Source organism: Chloroherpetonaceae bacterium, from assembly GCA_033763895.1.
GTDB lineage: Bacteria > Bacteroidota > Chlorobiia > Chlorobiales > Thermochlorobacteraceae > JANRJQ01.
Genome location: JANRJQ010000010.1, coordinates 277865 through 299691 on the forward strand (window position 1 = coordinate 277865; position 21827 = coordinate 299691).

Sequence of the window (21827 nt, forward strand, 5' to 3'; positions counted from 1 at the left end):
TTTAATAAATTCAAATGGATACATTTAGTTTTAATGACAAGCCGTTGTTGGATTTAGCAACACTTGGAAGTTTAAGAGAAATTTATTCCACCCCAGAAGAACTCAAAGAAATTGTTGATTTATTTGTTGCAGACGCCAAAAAAAATATACACGAAATATCAGTTTCTTTTAACGACGCCGATGCTTTAAGGCATGCTGCACATTCCCTCAAAGGGAGCAGCAGTGTTATCGGAGCGATTCGCTTGGCGGAAGTTTCTTTTCAGATAGAGATTTGCGGGCGAAATAATCAATTACAAAATGTCCCTTCCTTTTATCAATACCTTAAGCCCATTTATGAAGAAACAATGACGATCCTTCTTAAAGAGGTTGAAAAGTAAGCGCAATGGAAAATCGACAACTCTCCGTTTCTCTTGTTTATACTCTTATTGCAATCATTTTTTCTGTTTTGCTCTCCCGAATTTTTTACCTCCAAATGGTAGAGCAAACAGAGCTCGGTAAAATATCATCACAAAATAGTGTTCGTAAAATTCCTGTTGATCCGGCTCGAGGTGATATTTACGATCGATACGGAGAAATTGTCGTGGGTAGTCAACCGCGCTATACGGTTCAACTAACACCTGCAAATTTTGATCGAAAAAACACCCAATTCCTCAGTGAAATCGTTGGAGTTCCCGAAAACACCTTAAATGATTTGATCAATGAAGGAATTCTCTATAACCGCTTTGCTCCTGTTAAAATTAAGCGCGATGCCGATTTCTCAATTATCAACCGCGTTGAAGAAAATTTATGGCAACTAACCGGAGTTGAATTGGTCATTGAAAATAAACGCAGATACCCTGATTCTTTTCGTGGCGCTCATATTTTTGGCTACACGAAAATTATCTCTAAAGTCATGCTTGAAAAGCTTTCTAAAGAAGACTATTCACGAAACGATATCATTGGTTACAGTGGCCTTGAGCGTACTTATGAAGAAAAATTAAAGGGTAAAAAAGGCACCAAATTGATTATGGTGAATTCACTCGGAAAATTTGTGAGTGACTATAATGGGGGAAATGAAAATGTGCCGTCCCAAAATGGAATTGATCTCTACACCACATTAGATGCAGGGCTTCAGGTGGTTGCCGAAAGTTTGCTTACAGCAACCGGAAAATCAGGAGCAATTGTTGCGATTGACCCGAGAGACGGTGGCATTCTCGCTATGGTTTCAAAACCGGATTACGACCCAAATTTGATGGAGGGTGTGATTGATTCCAAACTCTGGGAATCCTTAACCACCGGCGCGGCAAAGCCCCTCTTTAACCGATCGATTCAAACCCGTTATCCACCCGGTTCAACCTACAAAATGATTTCAACTTTAGCCGCACTTGAAGAAAAAATCGCCAAGCCCTCTCAAACCTTCTTCTGCTCCGGTCGATTTCGATTTGGGAATAAAGAGTTTCTTTGTCACGGTGGTAAAGGGCACGGCTCCGTGGATATGACAAAAGCAATCGAGGTGTCTTGTAATTCCTATTTTTATAACTTGATGTTTAAGATTGGCTTTGAAAATTGGACGAAATACGGCCGGCTTTTTGGGTTTGGAAGAAAAACGGGAATTGATATCCCAGATGAGTTTTCGGCGCCATTGCCGTCCAAAGAATACTTTGATAAAATCTATGGCTTTCGTCGATGGACAGATGGATACTTGGTAAGTTTAAGCATAGGACAAGGAGAAGTGGGCGCTTCGCCAATGCAGATGGCGGTTTATACCGCCGCTCTTGCCAATAGTGGCCTTTTGCTCAAACCCCATTTTTTGAAGGGCTACAACGACCCCGAAACAGGGAAATTCATTTCACATAAAATTGATAGCACAAGGCTGCCAATTTCTCAATCAACTTTTGATGTTGTACGAAATGGAATGCTTCGTTGCGTTGAATATGGAACGGCCCAAATTGCCAAAGTACCAAATGTACAAGTCGCCGGAAAAACAGGCACAGCCCAAAACCCTCACGGTGATGATCATGCGTGGTTTATCAGTTTTGCACCATATGAGAATCCGTCGATTGCAATCGTCGTAATGGTTGAAAATGCCGGTTTTGGTGGCGTTGTTGCTGCCCCGATTTCAGGTGAAATGATGAAGTACTATTTCTCGAATCGCGAAAGGAAAGAGGTCGCTCCCGCACAAAACGCCATTACTTCTCGGTAAGGCAATAAAATACGAGAAGTGAAATTTTAATAACATCCCCAAAAATTTAGGCACGACATGTCTGTTCAAAAAACTGAACATAAATTAACGACAGAAGAAGCGCTGGCATATTCGAAGATTGAGTCTTGGGTCAAAGCCAGAGTTTCTGAAAAGCCGTCGCCATTTACATTGCAAGATGCAATTGCAGCAAGCGGAATCGAAGCAGCCATTCTTGAGCCTGTCCTGTCGAATCTGATAGCGCGTTATTCCTGCAGGCTTCAAGTGACTGAAAATGGCGAGTTGATTTTTGATTTCGATGCCCCGCTCAAACGCTTAAATCAAAAGCCACTTGAAGATTATGCGAAAGAAATTCTCTCTTTTTTGTGGAAAGGGTTTCAACTTTTTTTCAAGGCGTGGATTGCTTTGACCCTAGTGGTTTATTTCTCACTCTTCGTGGTGATTCTAATCGCAATCATTTTAGGTCTGGCTTTTTCAGGCGATAATAAAAAGAATAAAAATTCACTTGATGTCTCCGCCTTAGGGAAGGTGTTCGATGTATTCTTCTCCATTTTTCGATTCTCCACTGTTATCAGTAATACTACTCGCGCAACAGATCAGTTCGGTTATGATTATAAAAAATTTAAGCCTAAGCCTTCGGTACTGAACGAGAATAAAAAAGGATTCGTGGCATCAGTGTATGACTTTGTCTTTGGACCGCCACGTGTCGAAAAAGATATACTTTCGGATGAAAAGGAAGTCTTGGCCTTTCTGAGAGAAAATGCCGGAGTAATTTCACAAACGGAAGTGATGGCACTTTCGGGAAGAGATCAAAAAAGTGCAGCCCATTTTTTTGCTCGATGTGCTGGAAAATTCGGAGGTATAATCAAAGTCTCAGAAAACGGAAGTATTTATGCTGTCTATGACGAAGTACTTATTGGAAAGGATGCAGCAGAAACTAAGTCAATTGAATATTACTGGGATGAATATGAGCCAAAGTTTGAATTCTCATCAAATACAGTGGGGCGTGACATGCTCATTGGGGCAATGAATTTTTTTAACTTGGCAATGAGTCTTTTTATGCTCAACCTTATTTGGGAATTGCCTTCACCATCAATTCAAATAATCATTAATGCATTTAAGGCCAATGACCTGAATGATCCTTTCATTTGGTTCTTTAGTTTTGCCCCATTCATTTTTTCTTTTCTTTTTTTTATCATTCCATTTATTCGCGCGTTTTGGATAATAAAAATGAATCAAAAACTTCACGAGATTAATATTCGTAAGCGATTTTGGAAATCCGCTTTTGTTACAAAAGGAAGTCCAAAAAGCCTGAAAGAATTTGAAGGACTCGTGAATGCCAATTCAAAAGAAGAAAAAATTACAGGGAGCATTTTCAATCTCTATTTTGAAAAATTAAAAACCGAACTAGGATTTGAAATGACCGCAGATTCTGATGGCACTTACCGCGTAAGTTTTCCTCAGTTACACCTTGAATTGAACGATGTTCAAGCATTAAGAGAAAAAAGAAACCTTGCTCCAAAGCTTGGAAAAGTTATATTGGATACAGGGAAAAGTAACTGAAGTTTAGATTTTAAATTAAAATCATTCGTTACAAGCAATGCCTTTTGAATACCAAATCGAAAAGGAACTCGTTTCTGTTAGAGGTTTTGGAGAAAGCAGTCTTCACGAATGTATTGAAGCGCTTCATGTAGTGATGAGTGATTCCGACTACCAAGAACATACACCGGTTATTGTCGATTTAAGCCATATCTCGTACACCCCATCTTTTCACGACTTAAAAGAAATTGGAGCAATTTCAGAGGAATTGTGTCAAAAGTTTAAGTCAAAAATAGCCGTGGTAGTTTCTGGATTTCTACATTTTGGTTTGGCTAAAACATTGTGCGGAATCATCGAAATTCACGGAGTTAAAATGAATGTGTTTTTTCGAGAAGACACTGCTAAGCATTGGGTACATGATGCTTAAATGAAATCAAGATCAAAGGGATACTTTGCAGAACACTTTCCGCCGAATTGATTCGCCGTTATTTCGTCGCAATTCTGAATCCAAAGCAGATTATTCATGATAAAAAAAATATCATTCCTTTTCATACCATTCCTTTTGATTAACCCAGTATTTGCTCAAGATTCTGATTTTGAAGCTTGGAAAAAGAAGGAAGCTGAATCCTTCAAGCAATTTAAAGATGCAGAAGACAAGGCCTTTATTGGGTTCTTAAGAGCCGATTGGAAAGCCTTTAAAGCGTCTTTAGGAGAAAAACCGGATGAAACCCCTAAACCAAAAAAGATTCCAATAGCAGAAACGCAACCTAATCGAAATATCATTGGTTATAAAAAATCAAATAAAGTTACAGAAACCACTAAGCCTGAAATAAGTAAAGCCTATAAAGCTCCACCCAAAAAGGTTGCCGAGCCTGTGGCTGAAGAACGAGAAAACTTTAACTTTTCTGAAGCAGCTTTTTATGGTTCTCCATTTGCAGTTTCTTATCCAAAAAAAGTCCCTCAATCAATTACGAGCAAGGTCACAAGCGAACTTATCGCCAAGTTTTATGAGTCAATGGCATCATCTCAATACGATAGCACCCTTCGCCAAGCCTTATTTTATAAGCGATGGTATGGACTCAATGATTGGGGGTTCGCGTTACTTCTTTCTAAAATGGCCTTGCAAGTTTATCCAAAATCAACCGACTCCCGTCATCTGTTTGTTTGGTTTTTTCTTCTAAAATCAGGGTTTGATGCGAGAGTGGGCTATGATGATGAAGGGGTTGCTTTGATGCTACCTTCTGAAAATACAATGTATGCCACACCCTATTTTACAATCGATTCGAAACGCTTTTACTTGATTTCTTTTGAGGGTAAGCCTGCGAAAGCACGATCTCTTTATACTTACGAGGGCAAAAATCCAAAATCTATAAAGCTGATTAACCTCTCATTTTCTCAGCCCTTGCTACTAAAACCGTCTTCTCAAGTCAGACGGCTCTCATTTGAATACAACGGCGAAAAAATTTCTTTTGCAGTCGCCTACAATCGCTCAAATGTTGAATTTCTTAAGGCTTACCCACAAACCAACATTCAACTCTATTTTGATAGTAAAATTCCAAAAGATCTCGAAGCTTCATTGTTAGGCGCATTGCAACCGTATCTAACCGGAAAAACAGAAGCGGAGGCTGCTAATTTTCTACTGCGTTTTGTTCAAAAAGCGTTTCAATACAAAACCGATGATGATCAATTTGGATATGAAAAGTATTTCTTCCCCGAAGAATCAATCTTTTATCCTTATTGTGACTGTGAAGACCGCTCAATTTTGTATGCTTATCTTATTCGAAAACTTATCGGTTTAGAAGTGGTTGGGCTTGACTACCCCGGTCATATTGCAACAGCTGTGAAGTTTTCATCCCCCCTTGAAGGAGACTTTGATAAACTTGAAGTCAATGGTGATAGCTACATCATTTGTGATCCAACTTATATCAATGCTGATATTGGAATGGCAATGCCAAACCTAAAAAATACTGTACCAACCATTATTCCACTTCAAGCGCCAAACCGTGCCCGATAAAGATAAAAACTACCAATTCCCGAACGACCCAAAGCCTTATCAATTGCTAGAGTCGAAGTATCTCTTTACTCAACCGCCTTGGCTTGTCATGCGCGAAGACCGGCTCAAAGTGCCTGATGGAGGAATTATTGAAAAATATTGGGTTTGGGAATATCCTGCTTGGGTGAATGTTATAGCAATAACTGAACGAAATGAAATTGTACTCATTCGGCAATATCGTTACGCGTTGGGGAAAGTTTATTTTGAAATTCCTGCGGGTACTATAGACCCGGGAGAGACGAATCTTGAAAGCGCTGCACGTCGAGAATTACTTGAAGAAACGGGCTACGGCGAGGGAACTTGGGAACTCTTCATGACCCTCTCGGCAAATCCTGCGCTTCAAAACAATCTTACTTATACTTTTCTGGCAAAAGGTGTCCGGAAAATCTCAGAGCAGAAACTTGAATCTACAGAAGATATTCAGGTTCATTTAATGCCCGTGGATGAATTAAAAGAGATTTTATTTAATGAAGGATTTATTCAAGCTCTACATACAGCTCCTTTACTGAAATATCTTCTCATGAGGGAGCAAGGTAATTAACAAGCATTTCAATAAAGCAATTTTGTTTCTCAAAAGCTATTTTCTTTGAGACTTTTGAAAAAATTCAAAATGGCACGAATTAGCCCTTCAAGTGGTTAAGAAACAAAGAAAAAATTTGTAAGCGATTGCAATAATGAAGATTATCACTACCTTGAAAAAAATTTAACCCTTTGATGAATCACCGATTTATATCCAACCTTTTTTTTACTTCTTGCTTGCTTTGCAATTCAAGTCAAAATGGCTTCGCAAAGAATCTAACTGAAATCAATAATCATGTTTGAAACTGTCGAATTACAAGCTGCGACGAAATCGGAGCTTTATAAAGAATTAACCAAACAGCTTTATCATCTCATTGACGGTGAGCGAGACTTTATCGCCAATGCGTCGAATTTTTCATCACTATTGTTTAACTCACTCCCTGATTTAAATTGGGCAGGTTTTTATATTTATAAAGAAAAGGAACTTGTTTTAGGCCCTTTTCAAGGTAAACCTGCGTGTGTCCGAATTGCTATCGGAAAAGGGGTTTGTGGTACCGCGGCTGAACGGCTTAAAACAGTGATTGTCAAAGACGTCCATTCCTTCCCGGGGCACATTGCATGCGATGCCGCTTCGAATTCAGAGATTGTGGTACCAATGATTAAAAATGGTGTATTCATTGGGGTTCTTGATTTAGATAGCCCGTTGGTCGAACGCTTTGATGAAGAGGATAAAGCCGGTCTTGAAAATTTGGTTGAAATGTTTCTCAGTAAAACAGACATTCGTTATTTCTAAAAATCCATTGATACAGATAAAATTTTATATTTGGCTGAAGAAGGCCTTTGGAATGCAGTATAGCTTGCATCTCCGTTACTAATAATTACAGAACGGCAACTTCATTGAGTATATGAATCACGACAATGAGTTTTTTGATGAAAGCGCCAATCCGTCTTCACGGCCGCGTCATAATCATACCCTAAAAACGGCGAAGTCACTCGCTGATAATCCATCTGAGCTTTGTGCCGTATCCGATACGGACGCTCTTGATGAGTATGTCATTATTCTTCTCGAGAATAGTGAACCGGAGCGTGCTTTGGTCATTGCCGAGCACTTTATTCAAATAGCCCCATTCAGCAGCGATAGTTGGTTTCGATTTGGGGCATCGCTCTCGGCATTAGCCCGATTCAAAGATTCAATTGATTCGCTCGAAAAAGCCTTGAAGTTGAATCCTAATGATTTTGAAATTTTAATGCACTTAGGCATCACACATGATAATGCAGGTAATCTTGATGAGTCATTAGCCTATTTTGAAGAAGCTGTAAAATTTGCCCCATACGACGATGAAGCGCACTTCTGCCGAGCCTTAGCCCTTGAAAAAATGGAGCGCTATCAGGAAGCAGAACAAGAATTGGAAGCATGCCTGAAAATTAATCCGTTACACCCTGAGGCTTGGTATGAATTGGGTTATTGTAAAGATATGATGAGCAAATTTGATGAAAGCTTAAATTGTTACGATAAACACTTGGATTTTGAGCCCTACAGCACGAATACTTGGTACAACCGAGGGATTATCCTCACAAAATTAAATCGGTTAAAAGAAGCAGTTCACAGTTATGATATGGCACTGGCCATTCGTGAAAACTTTTCCTCTGCGTGGTATAACCGCGGGAATGTATTGGCTTCGATGAATCAGTTAGAAGAAGCCATTCAAAGCTACCGCCAAACGCTTACTTATGAGCCCAATGATGTTTCAAGCTATTTTAACATCGCGATGGCGTTTGAGGAATTAGAAAATTTTCCAGAAGCGATTACTCATTACTTAAAGTGCGTTGAAATCGATCCTGAGTATGCAGATGGATGGTATGCACTTGCGTGCTGTTACGATGCCGCCGAAAGTTTTGAAAGCGCATATGCCGCTATAACTCATGCCTTAGACCTTTCTCCGGCATGTCCGGATTTCCTTCACATCAAGGCTGATGTGGAGTTCAACTTAGGGAGAACTGAGGATGCATTATTAACTTATGAAGAGTTGCTTCAATTGGAGCCCGATAATGTTTACGTTTGGTTTGATTATGCCGCCTCTCTACTTGATTCCGGCGATGCTGCTGCAGCAGTCACGGCTTTCGAACAAGTGATTCGCTTGGAACCGAATCTATCAGATGCTCATTTTGAATTGGCATGTGCTTATAAAATACTTGGGAATACTCAAGAAACTCTAATCGCCTTGCGAAATGCAATCATGCTTGATTCAGAAAAACGATCTTTATTTCAAAAGGTTTTTCCTGAGCTTTACAAACATGACTCTGTTCGAAGCTATTTAGGAATTACAACCTAAGACTCTTCGGTTTTTAATTTGATATCATCTTTTATCTTAATGTCACAAGCGAAAAAAATATTAGGTTTAATCGGACATGAAATCGATTATTCGCTTTCTCCGCTGATGCACAACACAGCTGCCGAGGCATTGGGATTGGATGTATTCTACACCATCTTTGACGTTTATCCTCCTGAAAACCTCTCTGACGCTCTCTATGGAATTCGCGCACTTGATATTATGGGCGTTAATGTAACAATTCCCTATAAAGAACAAGTGGTTCGTTATATGGATTCATTATCCGCTGAAGCCTCTGAGGTTCGTGCCGTAAATACAATACTAAATCATGAAGGAAACCTCATTGGATACAATACGGATATCTATGGTTTTTCAGAGCCATTGAAATCCTATAAAGATCAAATCGAAGGTCATGCCGTGGCCGTATATGGAACCGGCGGCGCCGCAAGAGCGGTTGTTCAAGCCTTAAAGCAATATTTCAATCCTTCAAAAGTATATATCCTTGCACGCGATGAAGGTAAAGGCGGTGCATTTGTTGATCGCTTCAAACGCCGGAGCAAAAATATGAAGATTTCTGCTGTTGAAATGACTGACGAAAGTGTGGTACCAATTCTTGAGGAATGCCGGCTAATCGTTAATTCTACACCAATCGGAACGCATCACCATAGCCCTTCCGCAAATCAAACTGCGACGGCGATAACCAAACCTGATCCTCTTGTATTGCCCGAATGGAAAATTTGGAATTCTGATAAAATCGCCTACGATTTGGTTTATCGCCCACAAATGACGGATTTCCTCTCTGTAGCCAAAAAAGAAGGTGCGCAAATCGTCTCAGGCCTTGAAATGCTCATTCATCAAGGGGCTAAATCCTTCGAAATATGGACAGGTAAAGAAATGCCAATCGAAAAAGTAAGGGCAATATTGCTTGCTAAACTCGATGAGCAAGCTCACACCAACGAATTGCCGACCGCTCACCTTAAGTGACCCTTTTTCTTTTTTGTTCAAACTTATACATTTTAACATTCGTTAACATGATACCTTTCCGCTCTACAAGGTTTTTGGAGCGGCACTTAACTTTATTCAAAAATGCTTACAAAAATTTTAACCGAAAGGCACATTTTAGGCCTAACGCTTTGGAGTTATCTTGAATCAAACGACAGGAAAAGCCCCGTTTTTTCCGAAGTCTTTTCTGAGAATAATTCTCAAATTGAACTCCTTCAAAGCTTCGCAAGTGAAAACACTCTTGCAACCGTTACACAAAATATCCGTCAATTTGCTGAAAATGCACCACTAACGCCACGAACTGAAAAAGAAGTGATGCAACTCGTTTTAGACAAAGAATTTGAAATCATGCGACTGACTGAGGAATTGATGATGCATCCGGATACCAGTGTATTTGTGCTTCGAAATATTCGATATGCCGCGAAGTCACATAAATTGTTCGTTGAGGAGTTATCCGAAAAGGCAACTTCTTCATTTTAACCTCCGTGATTCCTTACCTAAAATTGTTTTTTCTGATTTGTTGAAAGATTTATAATGGGAAGGGTCGAAAAGCATGAAAGGGCGAGCCAATCGCCCTTCTTTATTTATTTGAAAAAGAGCTTTATTCAACCCTTTTTCAATCTATTTTTGTACAATGTTTTTGAAGACGCCAAGTGCAATCAAAAAACTAAGCGGTGAAATTGCTCTTACCGAAAATAGCGTTGAATCTTCCTTTCACACGTTTGCAAATTAAATACCGAGATCAATTCAATGAATATTTCTATTCAAAACATAAAAAAATCTTACAACGGAAAAGTTGCTCTCAATTCAATTTCTTTTCTAATCCCGGAAGGGATTTTTTTTTCAATCTTAGGAAAATCCGGGAGTGGAAAATCTACCTTACTTCGATTGATCGCAGGCCTTGAAAAACCTGAAAGCGGGAGAATTGAATTTGATGGGAAAGATGCTGCTGCGACTTTGCCACATAAACGACGAACCGCGATGGTATTTCAAAACTATGCGTTATTTCCACATCTTTCAGTCTTTGAAAACGTCGCTTTTGCACCGCGGGAGCAGAAACAAACAGAGGATGAAATTCGCCGCAATGTCACAGAAAAATTGACCCTTTTAGGCATTGAAAAAAAGGCGAAATCAAAAATTTCAGAACTTTCGGGTGGTGAGCAGCAGCGGGTTGCAATTGCTCGTGCGCTTGCAACAGGCTTTGAAACGATTCTCTTTGATGAACCGCTCTCAAACCTTGATGCGCCATTAAGAAAGGAATTGCAAAAGGAATTAAAAGCCATTCAACGCGAAAGCGGGCAAACCTTTATTTATGTCACGCATGATCAAGAGGAAGCCTTGAGCCTTTCAAACGGAATCGCAATTTTAGAAAACGGATTGCTGAAAGAATATGGCGCACCCGATGAAATCTATAACTCACCGAAAAGCTTAATCGGAGCGCTCTTCTTGGGAGAATCCGTTGGATTAAGTGCCGCTCGAATAGCAACAAATGAGGTAAAAACCGAACGTGGAATGATCTTGAAAGGTGAATCGGAAATTCCACACGAGAAAGTCGCTGTGGTGATTCGTCCAGAATCAATTGAACCATTTCATTCATCTTTTGGTGATGAAACTCTAAACGAAAAAAAAATGCCTCCCAATGTATTTAAGGCAGAAGTAAAGGCAAGTTTTTTTAAAGGGTCCTTTACAGAGTATGTGATTCGAGCAGGCGACGAAATGCTTTTAATGCATGCACCTTCAGGGTTTACGGGCGGACTTGTACGAATCAAATCATTTTTTATTTTTCCTCTTTCATAGTTCTGTAGCACTTTCAAAAGTTTGATCAAATTTTGTAGTACCAATGTTTCAGTTTTCTCGCCGCACGGCGTCATCAATTTTTGATTCACCCTCAACACACAAGGAAGCACCAACTGAATCCACCGGAGTCGCCCCACGCTGGGCTGAGCTTGCAGCAGCCGATAAAACAAATCCGGTAATAACTCAAACCAATATTGCCGCAGCTTGCCCTTTTTGTGTCAATTACGATTTAACTACCCACATGTGCACGCTCTATGGCGAACCCATCCCACAAGTTGAAACCAACGCCAACCCTTGCAAAGGGAATACCTTTTCAAGAAAATTTTTCAGCGGCAACCGTTTGGCTCAGCTGCGCTCTTTGAGAGGATAGATGCAGGTCATTTGAATCGTTCACCTTACATGTCATTCCCGCAAGTCGCTATGCGACGCGTCGGGAATCGAGCATACCCATCAATCTGTCGCATTCAGGATTCCGGACAAGCCGGAATGACGAATTGGAAAAGCGTGCAGGATTGAGCGGCGAGCTTGCCGAGCCTCATAAAGCCACGGAATGACAAACTGTGAGGTGGTTGAGCTTGTCGAAACCACCGTGTTGAAAGCCTTATGTTTTGTCATTTCGAACGAAGCAGAGCGGAGTGAGAAATCTCAATTGTGCGGATAGTCGGAGATTTCTCGCCGTGCTCGAAATGACCTGTATGAATGCAAGTGGTTTCGACGGGCTCAACCACCACGCCATTTTTCACTTACGGTAAAGGAAAAAAGCAATCTGTGAAACTCCGTTAAATCCGCGTCATCCGCGTTCCATTAAGGGTTCGGAAAAGATTCGGTTGAAGTTCCAAAAATCTTCTTCAACTCCCGTTCAACCTTTTCACCGGCATCCATTGTTTCAAGCGGGTCGCGGCGCAGCCGGTGCCGAAGTGCAGCGGTGGATACCGCTAAGATGTCTTCTACCGTTGCTTCGTTTCGCCCCTCGTAAGCCGCATGAGCAGAGGCCGTGCGCATCACGGTAAGTTCTCCGCGGTGACCGTCGATTCCCAAGTTCATACAAAGCAAGGCTATCTTTGAAAGCAACTCATCGGGCATCGTCACTGAATCAACCAATGATTTTGCTTTTTCAATTTTGGATTGCAGTGCTTTTTGTTCCGGCTCCCATTCTTTCAAAAATTCTTTCGGGTTTTCATCAAAGCTGCGGCGACGCTTGACAATCTCAACCCTTTTCGCCACATCATTAATGGTATTAATTCTCGCATGAAGCCCGAATCGGTCGAGAAGCTGCGGACGAAGCTCGCCTTCTTCAGGGTTTCCTGAACCAACAAGCACAAACCGTGCCGGATGCTGAATGCTAATTCCTTCACGCTCAACCGTATTTCTTCCGCTTGCCGCCGAATCAAGCAAGACATCCACCAAGTGATCATCAAGCAAATTGACTTCATCGATATACAAAAAGCCGCGATTCGCTTTCGCAAGCAAACCCGGCTCAAATGCTTTTGCGCCTTTGGTGAGCGCCTGTTCAATATCGATGGTGCCGCACACACGGTCTTCCGTTGCGCCTAAAGGCAAATCAACCACCGGTACAGGAATTTTCTCAACATGCGGGTGTTTGGCATGAGCCGTTTCATGCAAGTATTCTTTCAACGAGCGGTTGTAGGGGTCGTTTTGCACGCGTTCAATTTCAGGCAGCACATCTGCAAGAGCACGAACTGTGGTGCTTTTCCCCGTTCCGCGATGCCCCATCACTAAAACGCCACCGATTCTCGGATTGATAATATTGAGAATCAAACACAATTTCATTTCCTCTTGCCCCACAATCGCCGTGAATGGAAACACCAATTCCCCCTTTGGTTTCATTACAGGCTTTGGTGCATGATGCTCCTCATGATGCGTTTTTGATTTTGGATTTGGACTCGATTTCTTCAAAGAGGGAACTGGTTTCTTGCTTGGTTTGGTGCGTTTTGAAAGGGAAACGCCGGTTTTTTTGGTCATAGTGATTGTATTCAAAGATTGTGAAATTCGCTTTCACCTGCGCCCGAATTCGAGATGGTTTTGGTTGCAAAGTTAAGGAATTTGTCAGTTCAAAGGAGAGTGAAAAATGCGAGGCGTTTCCAAAAATACTTTCATGTCATTCCCGCAAGTCGCGAAGCGACGCGTCGGGAATCTGTGGTGAGCGCAACATTCATCTCGTGCAGGATTCTGCTGCGAGTTTACTGAGTATTTATAAAAGCCCGGAGTGACAATTGTGGTGGCCACGGCTTGTCGAAATGCCCCCCTTCACGACACGGTGGTTTCGACGAGCTCAACCACCTCAATTAAGTGTATTAATCCTGTTTATCATTAAATCATAAAAATCATAGTTCAGACAGTGGTTTCGACAAGCTCAACCACCCCGCTGAATCGCGCTCGCCGCCGCCAAAACATCCGCTGCCTTCATCTCGGCAAGGCACTTCGGTTCGCCGAATTTACACACCGTTGAAACACACGGCGCACACGAAAGACCCGAAACTCTCAGCCCTATTGAATTCTCCAAATGATACGGATGCGTGTTCCGCTCATCACCGGCACCGTTGAGTACAACGGTTGGCGACCCCACCGCATTCGCCAAATGCGCCGTTCCCGAATCCGTAGAAATCACCAAATCACACCCCGCAAGCACCGACGCAAGTTCCACCACCGATGTCTTCCCGCCCAAATTCAGCATTCGCTCAGGCGCAGATATCATCGATTGAAACGCATCAAGATACGCGCGTTCTTTTGCAATGCCGGTAACGATTAGTTGCACACGCGGGTCGCGGAGTAAGTCTTCTGCAAGTTCAATACCCAAGCGAAGAGGAACAACCTTCGAAGGGCTTTCGGAACAAAGGTTCAACACAATCTTCTTCATTCCTGCAAAGGGCAAAAGCAGGGGAGAAGGTATGACTTTAAGTTTTGCTTCAAGCGGTGCAAGTGTTTGCGAAGCCGGCGCATAGTGATGAAACGCGGGATTCAAAAGCGCAGCATATTCTTCAGTTCGGTGTAAATTTTGGGGCTTTGGAAGTGATGATGAAAGCAGAAGGCTGCGAAACTCACCACCAAACCCCACGCGCACTTTCGCACCGGTAAACCACCCCAAAAGTGCCGTTGAAAACGATTCAGGCAAAGAAATAAAAAGGTCAAACTCGCCGTGCGACTTTAGGATGGAATGAGCAAATGATCTTAACCCCAAAACCCCACGGTGCTCCGTTTTCGAAAACCCATACACTGCCGTGAGCGGCGCCGAAAGCGAAAGCAGGGGCTCCAAGCCTTTTTTCGCAATTCCTATAATCTCCGATTTCGGATACGCCTCCCGAAGCCGCTTCACAAAGCCCAAACTCATCACCACATCGCCAAGCCAATTGGGTGAGCGGAAAAGAATGCGGTGCGGCGTTTTATTTTGAGGAATACTTGAAGAGACTAAGGTTGACATACGAATAAAAAAAATTCTTTTGATCGGTGTTTGAAGGTAAAGAAACCAAAGGGTAAAGAAGAAATTTAATTTTGAATTAACGCATTAAAATCAAAGAACTCCTATATTAAACAAGCCCTCATTTTATCCCTCATAATTTATCTGCTGCAATTGAAAGTTTCCTTAGGCTCGAGCCTTTGGGTTCTTAAAAAATTGATTATTTGAATTGCAAAATTATCCGAAACCAAACATGAAAAAGATTTATTACGCGATTACTTTATTGATTTTTTTTCCACTAATCGCTTTTTCACAAACAGATCCTACGCCTCAATCGGTACCCTTTAGCCAAAATTTCTTAACCTTTGATGGTGCTCAAACAGTTTACCCATCTGGTTTCCAAGGGTGGACAATTGCAGGTAGTACTGCTCTAACTTTTCCAACAGCTGCGCCAAATGGAAACCAAGCCTTAGCCGGCGGAACAAATGCATCCGCTGGTTCAGGGGTTTTTGATATGAATGGGAAAATGGGTGTGCTCTCAACCGGAGCAGCGTTACGCTCAATCGCTTTTGCCATAAATACCACAGGCCTCTCTTCCATAAATATATCTTACACGGCAGCAACCCAGAGGCAAGAAACAGGGGCAAGAATCGGAGCTATTGGATTGCAATACCGAATTGGCACAAGTGGAACATTCACCGATATTTCCGGTACAGAATATCAAAATCCCGGCGGTTCAAACAACACCACAGGTACTGGATTAATTAATCCTCAAACCATTTCAGTTGTTCTCCCCGCTGCTTGTGATAATCAAGCCAATGTGCAATTGCGTTGGGTCTATCGTGAAGTTTCGGGTGCAGGAAATCGACCAAGTTTTTCTGTTGATGACATTGTCGTTTCTTCCTCACCCTCAATTCAAGCGTCAGCAGTTGCGCCGGGTGCGATATCCAGTACCAGTATCAACATCTTTTGGACAAATGGCAATGGCGCAAATCGAATTGTCGTCGCCCGTAATAATCAACTGCCCGAATTGCCGGTCAGCGGAACCGCTTACACAGCTAATTCAATTTTTGGCTCCGGTTCTCTCATTGGAGCAAATACCTATGTGGTTTATAACGGTTCTGGAAATTCTGTAACAGTAACCGGTCTCTTGAACAATAATCAATATTCGTTTCAAATTTTTGAATACAATGGTTCTGGAATTACCTCAGTCTATAATGTATCAACGAGTTCAGGCAATTCAATTAATCTTTTAGCCCTTGACCCAGCCGCGGAAAGAATTCGACTTTCACCCTCACTAACAAATTCGTTTACAACCATTCAAGGAACGCCCTCTGCTCCCCAAACCCTGACTTTAACGGGTTCTAATTTATCAGGCTTAGATATTGAAATTGGTAGCAATAATTCCGCCTTCGAGCTGTCATTAGATGGAACGACCTACGCTCCAAATTTGACCCTTACCAATGGAACTGCTTTCCCATACAGTTATAGTGGAGGCACTTTAACCGCTACAGTATTTGTAAGAATACAAGCATTCCATCCGGAAGGAACAGTATCCGGTGGTGTCGTGTCCGCTTACATCAATGGAGGTATTTTTTCAACAACCAGCACGAATGTCGCAACTTCTTTTGTTAATGCCAATGAACCGTCAACTCAAGCGTCAGGAATCTCAATATCTGGTGTGTTGTCAAATCAATTTACGGTCAATTGGACAAGCGGCTCAGGCGCAAATCGCTTGGTCGTGGTTCGGCAAGGCGGAGACCCTGTTTCTCCGGTTGACGGAGTAAGCTATACCGCAAATGCAAATTTTGGAAGCGGTTCAAATCTTGGAAGCTTAAGCTATGTGGTGTATTTGGGCAATTCAAATACGGTCACAGTTACGGGTTTAATTTCAACAACATCCTATACGGTTGCAATTTATGAAGTGAATGGTACCGGAAGTACTTCTAATTTTAATACTTCGGTGACCGATGGCGTTAATCGTATTTCTCAAACCACTGGAGGTCCTAATGTTATCACCACTTTGGGCACTGTATTGACGGAAGCATTTAACATTGGCACTTCATCAACAGCAGCATTACCTACGGGATGGCTCATGTCTCCGGCAGGTTCTACTTCACCAACTTGGACTGACGCGGGAAACTTTAGTGCTACCACCCAAGCTGCAAGTTCTGGGACGCCAACAGCCGGAGGAAGGTACAATTGGTCAATAACCGGAGATGGAAACCGTGCCATAGGATTTATGACTTCTGGAGGTTACGCTTCTCCGAATAGTATAATGGCGCGTTTTACAAATGGAACAGGCACAACGGTCAATGCGATATCGGTCAATTTCGCCATTAACCGTTACCGGATTAATACCGCTCCGGCATCAATCCAATTTTTCTACTCTTTGGATGGTTCAACTTGGACATCGGTTTCCGCCGGCAACATACCGACTACCGATATACCAACCGGTACAAGTACCTATACCTTTTCAACGCCTTTAGTCAATACCCGAACCCTAAGCATTACGGGTCTTACAATTCCTGATGGCTCACAATTTTATTTGCGTTGGAATTTCAATACGGGAGGGACGAATTCTCAGGGGTTGGGATTAGATGATGTGAATATTACGGTTCAAGCAACAGCCGCAGCCCCAACGGCTCAACACAATTCATTGCCATCACTTTCCACAACCAGTTCGTCAGCAACATTCAGTTGGGCGGGCGGCAATGGCGCGCGAACAATCGTGTTGCTCAAAGCCGCAAGCGCTGTGGATTCAAATCCGGTAAATGGAAATGGCTATACTGCCAATTCTGTCTTTGGAAGCGGAAGCCAACTTGGAACGGGAAATTTTGTGGTATTTGATGGAACGGGAAGTTCAGTCACGGTCACGGGCCTTAATTCAGGCACTCAATATCATCTTGCAATTTATACCTACAATGGCAACGGATTATCCTCCAATTATTTAACCCCTGCCTATACCAATAATTTTACCACGCCCGGGCTTGCACCCGTAACTGCGCTAACCGCGGCGCCAATTACAGGAACACAAGCAACTGTTGATTGGACACTTCCGGTTAATTTCGCGCCTGCTTCAGGAACCATTCTCGTTTTTGCGAAAGAAGGCAGTGCGATAACGGTTGGGTCTCCATCCTTGAATTCATCTTCCTATACCGCCGATGCCAATTTCACCGGCACAGGCACGGCGTATGAAAACGACCCCGCCGCGAAGTGTGTCTATAACGGCGATGCCGCATCGGTAACCGTTACCAACCTCACCTCCGGTAACACCTATCATTACTTGGTCTTTCATGTCTCAGGCGGAACCTTGTATTCGGATAGTCGCGCCTCGAGTGCCGCACAACCCACCGAAAGGATTTGGATTGGTGCTTCCGGTCAACCGTGGACGACCACAACCAATTGGAATCCAAACGGGCTTCCTTCTGCCGGTGAGTTTATCGTCATTAATTCTTCAACAACAATAGCCACTGTTCCAACGGTCAGTATCGGTGCATTGAGCATAGGAACTGGGGCGACGGTAACGCTTCAAACGCCGGCAACGAATACACTCACGGTTACCGCATCTCAAAACGCTGTAAGAATTCCTTCAGGAGCTTCATTAACATTATCAAATAATGTTTCATTAACACTTGCTTCGGGTTCAGCTGCTCGGATTAATGGACAACTGCAATTGGGAAATGGTAGTATTACACGTACAGGAGCTACTTTAGAATTCTTAAATGGCTCAGAATTTATCTTAAATGCCGAGGCAGGTGCAATACCAACCGCAACTTGGTCTTCGAACTCAACTGTTACCATTACAGGTTACACAACCGGCACCGTAGCACCAAGCGGTTTAACTCAAAACTTCGGCAATTTTGTCTGGAATAACCCTATACAATCTGTAACTGTCAATCTTGCAGGAAGTCTAAATTCAATTGCAGGTTATGCTGCTTTCAACACCGGAACGGGTACTCTGAATCTCACAACAGGGGCATCTTATACCCTTAACGTTGGAGGAGATTTCACCCTTGCCGGCGGTACAGTGCAACTTTCATCAGGAGCCGGAGCCCCAACCTTAAATGTGGGAGGAAATGTGACAATGAATCTTGCGAATGTCATTTTGAGGGGAACGACCGGAAGTAGTACGGCCACCATTAACATTACCGGGTCGATGACAATGTCAGGAACTTCTGCTCAATTTGAAGGTGCAACCTCGAGTGGAGGAATCATCAATATGTCCATCGGTCAAGATTTGACCGTTGCGCAAGGGAATTTTTACGGGTTAGGCGTTGCCAATAATCCCTCCACAACAAGTGTCATAACCATCGGTGGAAAAGTTGCGGTTGGTGGCGGAGCTAATCCAAGTAATTTATTTCCAAATGGCTCTTCGAATGCCGCATCAAATATCGTTTTCAACATTGGAGGCGATTTGGAACTCAATACCAACGGAACAATTAGCTCCACAGCTACAATTGCGCCTGTATTAAATTTTTTCGGCGGGTCAACCAATGCCGTAATTCTCAGCGGCTCTGGAGGTTTATTCGTCAATAATGTGAATCTCTCTGTTGGGAGTGGAAAAATTGCTTCGCTTGGAAGATCAATCGTATTGCCAGACTTTACGACTTTCAGTGTCTTAAATAATGGAACGCTGAACACCAATAACTTTACTTTATCGGGGGGTGCGATCTTTAATCTCAATGCCGAAGGAACTTTGATCGTAACAAGTACCTCTGGTATAAATTCTTCGGGTTCCACGGGTAATATTCAAACGACAAGCAGAATCTTTAACTCAAACGCTCGTTACATTTATTCAACAAGTTCAAACGGCTCCACGGGAAACGCCTTACCTTCGCCCGTTAAGTTTGTTGGCATAGACCATCCCTCAGATCTAACTGAGACCGCAATCTCCGGATTGAGAACCATCTCAGATACTTTGTATTTACGAAGAGGCCGTTTCGATAACACCAATTTTAACTTCAACGTAGCCAATAACGGGTTTGTTGTTCGAGAAACAGGCGAGATATTCCCAAATCAACTCGCTTATGCCGGTCAATACAACCTCACGTATGCTCATACAAGCGGAACCGTTTCTATCGGGGATGAATTTCCAAACACACTGAATATTTTAGATACGCTGGTGATCAATCACTCCGGAACCGAAGTCTTTATAACTGGGGATCGTCAAGTAAATGCACGGCTTCGTTTGCAAAATGGCATCTTAAATACATTTGGATCCACGCTTACCTTAACCCCTTCGACCGAAATCCGTGGTGGAAGCAATGCCAGTTATGTTACAGGAAATTTGGCTCATCAAAATACGACTACTCCTACGAATAAACTCTTTCCCTTTGGAGACTTAGGCATTTACCGTCCCATTTCACTCACGCTTGCAGCCAATGTGAGTGTTTCTACCGTTACAGGTGCTTTGAATTTTACTGCCGGCGCGGCCTATCTTTACAAAACTGTTACTCCACCTGCCGTGGTCTCCGGATTAAGGTTTTATGAATTTGCAAATGGCTCAATTAATACGACTTTGACCGGTGTTTCAGGGTTTCAAGTCAATGCCGATGATAATGTGGCTAACTTTGGCTTTAATACCAACCTTCGCTTGGCTTATGGCTATGATGGAAACCCAAGTTGGTTTTTAAGAGATTTAACCGCAGTTCCAAATACGCAAACAGCAAACTTGCCAATTACAATTGCTTCAACAGCAATCGTACAAGGGTTTACTGCATTCCAAAATTTTGGCATCGTGCTTGCCTCTACCATCGGCGATAACCCGCTGCCCGTTGAACTCGCATCCTTTACCGCCGTTTCAACCATAGACGGCGCAAAGCTCAATTGGCGCACCGCCTCCGAAACTGAAAACTCGGGCTTCCTCATCTTCCGCGATGGCGTTCAATTGGCTTCATTTGCAGAAGTTGCTTCCCTGAAAGGCAAAGGCACCACATCGCGCGCAAGCGATTATGCCTTTGTGGATTCAACCGTGCAATTTGGCAAAACCTATACTTACCAATTGAAAGATGTGAGTTTTAGTGGGGCTATCAAAGAACATTCACCAATTACGCTTACCATTACCGTGCGTGCACGGCCGAAGGAATTCGCTCTTGGGCAAAATTACCCGAATCCCTTTAACCCCGCCACGCGGATTAAATATCAATTGCCCGTGAAAAGCAATGTGAGCATTGAAGTTTATGATGTGCTCGGTAAAAAAGTCGCAATCCTTGCCTCAGGGGTTAAAGAAGCAGGGTATTATGAAGCCATCCTGAACGGTACAAATCTCTCAAGCGGGATTTATTTCTACCGTATCCAAGCCGGGGGATTTGTGAAAACGTTGAAAATGTTACTCGTCAAATAGTGTAGAGAGAAGCAGGGCTAGGCAAAACGACAACTGCCACAGGGGCGTCGAATCCACCCAAATGCGCCCCCTTACTGACCATAACCATCGTTTACTCTGAAGAGGTGCTTTCGATTTCATAAGCACCTCTTTTTTTGATGCAAGCCCATTGCCCTTCAAAAGCGTACTTTTCGCCATTTCAATAAAGCCAAACATCGCGCTGAAAAAGGATTCACAAGGGCGGATAAAATGGGAGATAATAGGGCGTCACAAGCCTCCGAAAGCCTTGATATTAAACCGGATTGAAGCTGAAATTGAAAAAATAATAGCCTCATCTGAACCTGTTTTAAGGCTACTTTTAAACTCTTTTAAGGCTATTTTCATTTTGTTTTTAACCTTAAAACAAAATGTTTTTAAGCTTAAAATAAATTGTTTTTAACTTAAAAACCATTTTAGAATGCCTTATCAAACACTTAAAAATGGTGCTTCATGACATTCAAAAAGGCAACAGGTGAGTCTTGGTAAGGCTTAGAAAAAAAAGGGAAATTGGGGCATTAACCTTCGCTTAATATGGTTTATTCAAAAATTTTCGTTATTTTATAAGACTCATAGTAATAGGTGAAAAGATTTTTCACCGCTCGGAGGTATTGTTTCAATGATTTCATGTG

16 protein-coding genes are annotated in these 21827 nt (G+C 42.4%); 13 read left to right on the plus strand and 3 right to left on the minus strand.

Annotation, left to right across the window (positions count from 1 at the left end):
* Positions 1-14 precede the first annotated feature (14 nt).
* The 12 genes from SFU91_09325 (at position 15) to SFU91_09380 (ending at position 11789) form a co-directional block, all read left to right on the plus strand.
* The gene (locus SFU91_09325; protein ID MDX2129221.1) at positions 15-377 is read left to right on the plus strand and encodes an Hpt domain-containing protein; all 363 of its coding nucleotides are present in this window, start codon (positions 15-17) and stop codon (positions 375-377) included.
* A 5-nt stretch (positions 378-382) separates the two neighbouring features.
* Positions 383-2182, plus strand: coding sequence for a penicillin-binding protein 2 (gene mrdA / locus SFU91_09330; protein ID MDX2129222.1), 1800 nt, complete (start codon positions 383-385; stop codon positions 2180-2182).
* A 57-nt stretch (positions 2183-2239) separates the two neighbouring features.
* On the plus strand, positions 2240-3742 hold the full coding sequence (locus SFU91_09335) for a hypothetical protein (GenBank protein ID MDX2129223.1): 1503 nt from the start codon (positions 2240-2242) through the stop codon (positions 3740-3742).
* A 37-nt stretch (positions 3743-3779) separates the two neighbouring features.
* Positions 3780-4145 (plus strand): hypothetical protein, encoded by a 366-nt coding sequence (locus tag SFU91_09340; GenBank protein MDX2129224.1) that lies wholly within the window; start codon positions 3780-3782, stop codon positions 4143-4145.
* A gap of 96 nt (positions 4146-4241) precedes the next feature.
* Entirely contained in the window at positions 4242-5732 is a 1491-nt protein-coding gene (locus SFU91_09345) for a hypothetical protein (protein MDX2129225.1), read from the plus strand.
* Positions 5722-6312 carry an NUDIX hydrolase gene (locus SFU91_09350; GenBank protein MDX2129226.1) on the plus strand — a complete coding sequence of 197 codons (591 nt, stop codon included), beginning with the start codon at positions 5722-5724 and terminating at the stop codon, positions 6310-6312. Before SFU91_09345 ends, SFU91_09350 begins: the two co-directional genes overlap by 11 nt.
* 273 nt (positions 6313-6585) lie before the next feature.
* On the plus strand, positions 6586-7083 hold the full coding sequence (locus tag SFU91_09355; GenBank protein ID MDX2129227.1) for a GAF domain-containing protein: 498 nt from the start codon (positions 6586-6588) through the stop codon (positions 7081-7083).
* A 112-nt stretch (positions 7084-7195) separates the two neighbouring features.
* Positions 7196-8623 carry a tetratricopeptide repeat protein gene (locus SFU91_09360; GenBank protein MDX2129228.1) on the plus strand — a complete coding sequence of 476 codons (1428 nt, stop codon included), beginning with the start codon at positions 7196-7198 and terminating at the stop codon, positions 8621-8623.
* 39 nt (positions 8624-8662) lie between these two features.
* Complete coding sequence (locus SFU91_09365; protein ID MDX2129229.1) at positions 8663-9604, plus strand: shikimate dehydrogenase; 942 nt, start codon at positions 8663-8665, stop codon at positions 9602-9604.
* Positions 9605-9706: 102 nt separating this feature from the next.
* Positions 9707-10102 (plus strand): hypothetical protein, encoded by a 396-nt coding sequence (locus tag SFU91_09370; protein MDX2129230.1) that lies wholly within the window; start codon positions 9707-9709, stop codon positions 10100-10102.
* A gap of 270 nt (positions 10103-10372) precedes the next feature.
* Entirely contained in the window at positions 10373-11419 is a 1047-nt protein-coding gene (locus SFU91_09375) for an ABC transporter ATP-binding protein (protein ID MDX2129231.1), read from the plus strand.
* 43 nt (positions 11420-11462) lie between these two features.
* Entirely contained in the window at positions 11463-11789 is a 327-nt protein-coding gene (locus tag SFU91_09380; protein ID MDX2129232.1) for a hypothetical protein, read from the plus strand.
* Between the two features lie 80 nt (positions 11790-11869).
* Here SFU91_09380 and SFU91_09385 read toward each other — a convergent pair whose 3' ends face one another.
* The 3 genes from SFU91_09385 to SFU91_09395 form a co-directional block, all read right to left on the minus strand.
* On the minus strand, positions 11870-12034 hold the full coding sequence (locus SFU91_09385; GenBank protein MDX2129233.1) for a hypothetical protein: 165 nt from the start codon (positions 12032-12034) through the stop codon (positions 11870-11872).
* Between the two features lie 189 nt (positions 12035-12223).
* The gene (gene bchI / locus SFU91_09390) at positions 12224-13267 is read right to left on the minus strand and encodes a magnesium chelatase ATPase subunit I (protein MDX2129234.1); all 1044 of its coding nucleotides are present in this window, start codon (positions 13265-13267) and stop codon (positions 12224-12226) included.
* A gap of 526 nt (positions 13268-13793) precedes the next feature.
* Complete coding sequence (locus tag SFU91_09395) at positions 13794-14858, minus strand: glycosyltransferase family 9 protein (protein MDX2129235.1); 1065 nt, start codon at positions 14856-14858, stop codon at positions 13794-13796.
* Positions 14859-15087: 229 nt separating this feature from the next.
* Here SFU91_09395 and SFU91_09400 point away from each other — a divergent pair, with 229 nt between their 5' ends.
* The gene (locus SFU91_09400; protein ID MDX2129236.1) at positions 15088-21180 is read left to right on the plus strand and encodes a T9SS type A sorting domain-containing protein; all 6093 of its coding nucleotides are present in this window, start codon (positions 15088-15090) and stop codon (positions 21178-21180) included.
* The last annotated feature ends 647 nt before the right edge of the window (positions 21181-21827 follow it).